The sequence below is a fragment of the Trabulsiella odontotermitis genome (assembly GCF_001188485.1).
Classification (GTDB): domain Bacteria; phylum Pseudomonadota; class Gammaproteobacteria; order Enterobacterales; family Enterobacteriaceae; genus Trabulsiella; species Trabulsiella odontotermitis_A.
This window is the reverse complement of record NZ_JNGH01000071.1, coordinates 1-363: the sequence shown is the minus strand read 5'-3', so window position 1 is coordinate 363 and position 363 is coordinate 1. Positions and strand designations below refer to the sequence as shown.

General features: G+C 56.5%; 1 protein-coding gene. It reads left to right on the top strand.

Going from position 1 to position 363, the window contains the following annotated elements; all coding sequences use genetic code 11:
• The coding region (locus GM30_RS07335) for a type I secretion C-terminal target domain-containing protein (RefSeq protein ID WP_162212982.1) at window positions 1-363 on the top strand (363 nt) is incomplete at both ends.

Below are 363 nucleotides of genomic sequence, written 5' to 3'. Positions count from 1 at the left end.
ATTGATGCGGGTGAAACCATTGGTAACTACCTGAGTGTGACTTACAACGGTAAGGATACCGTGGTGTCTATCGACCGCGACGGTAGCGGCGGAGCATTCAACTCCACCACACTGCTGACGCTGACGGATACCAGGGCTGACCTGGCGACGCTGCTGGCTAACCACCAGCTGATCCTCTCCAGCGAGGCGACTGCAGGTATTGCTAACTACAGCGCCCTGAGCGAAGGGATGACCGCGAACCTGTGGACTGGCTTCAACTCCGCAGGCGAGCAACTGCAAAACATCACCTCTCTGGTCAGTACCAGCGGCGATGACGTCATCACGGATAACTCAGCGGATAACGTTCTTGAAGGTGGAGCAGGT